Raw genomic sequence first — 1,316 nt, forward strand, 5'->3', positions numbered from 1 at the left:
CATGAGAGCCATTGCCTTTGACCCTTATCGCATTAAATACCTTGAACCCAAACTCGATGACGCGGGTGTGACGGTTCCTTTAACTCCGCATGGACAAGGATATTACAAAGCCAAAGATTCAGGGCTGTGGATGCCACACTCTATCGAACTGTTTGAACAGCTCATTGATGACAAGAAGATTGAGATCCACACCAATCCTTGTTTGAGATGGAATGCTGCATCCGCTGTGCTTGAGGCTGACCAAAAAGATAACCGCGTCTTTGCCAAGAAAAAAAGCACCGGTCGAATCGATGGTGTGGTGGCCTCTGCAATGGCGATTGGTGCTGCGGAAGGTGAGGTTGATAATGGCAACCTTGATGATTTTTTCTCTAACCCATTGAGTATGTGATGACAGATAAACAATATTCAATCGATTTGCGCACTAATCATGGTTGGTTTGCGCGTCTGGCTTCCTTCTTCGTTGGGGGAAGACTCGTGACACCTGAACAAGGTTCACAATCAGGCGTTATCTCAGCGCAAGGCTCACTTGGTGGTTCTTCTGTAAATGATGAGCGAATACTCCAAATATCAACGGTTTGGCGTTGTGTTAGCTTAATTTCGACGTTAACGGCTTGTTTGCCACTGGATGTGTTCGAAACGGATAAACAGGGAAATAGAACCAAAGTCGATTTAAGTCACCCATTGGCTCGATTACTGCGATATTCGCCCAATCAATATATGACGGCTCAAGAATTCCGAGAGGCAATGACTATGCAGCTTTGCTTTTATGGTAATGCTTTCGCGTTGATTGAGCGAAATAAAGTCGGTGATGTGATCAGCTTGCTTCCTCTGTTGTCTGCCAATATGGATGTGCGCATGGAGGGGAGGAATATTATCTATAAATATCAGCGTGATCATGAATTTGCGAAATTTAAACAACATGAAATTTTTCATTTAAAAGGGTTTGGTTTTAATGGGTTAGTTGGATTGTCGCCTATTGCTTATGCATGTAAGACAGCAAGCACGGCCGTTGCGATGGAAGATCAACAACGTGAGTTTTATGCCAATGGGGCTAAGTCTCCTAAAATTCTAACAACGGGTGATAAGGTATTAAATAAAGAGCAACGTAGCCAACTTGAAGAGAATTTCAAAGAAATTGCGGGTGGCCCCGTTAAAAAACGATTGTGGATCTTAGAAGGGGGATTTCAAGCACAAGATATTGGCGTTAGTCCTCAAGATGCAGAAACAATGTCTTCCCGAAAATTTCAAGTCAGTGAATTAGCGCGTTTCTTTGGTGTTCCACCGCACTTAGTCGGTGATGTTGAAAAATCAACAAG

The 1,316-nt window shown here is 43.4% G+C and carries 2 protein-coding genes; both read left to right on the forward strand.

What is annotated here, in order from left to right:
* The coding region (locus AACQ49_RS00005; RefSeq protein WP_237612787.1) for a terminase TerL endonuclease subunit at positions 1 to 388 on the forward strand (388 nt) is incomplete at its 5' end.
* Positions 388 to 1,316: phage portal protein (locus AACQ49_RS00010; RefSeq protein ID WP_161778809.1), on the forward strand; the 929-nt coding region annotated here is incomplete at its 3' end. The genes AACQ49_RS00005 and AACQ49_RS00010, both read left to right, overlap by 1 nt.

The sequence above is a fragment of the Proteus sp. G2675 genome, assembly GCF_963886535.1.
In the GTDB taxonomy this organism is placed as follows: Bacteria; Pseudomonadota; Gammaproteobacteria; order Enterobacterales; family Enterobacteriaceae; genus Proteus; species Proteus mirabilis.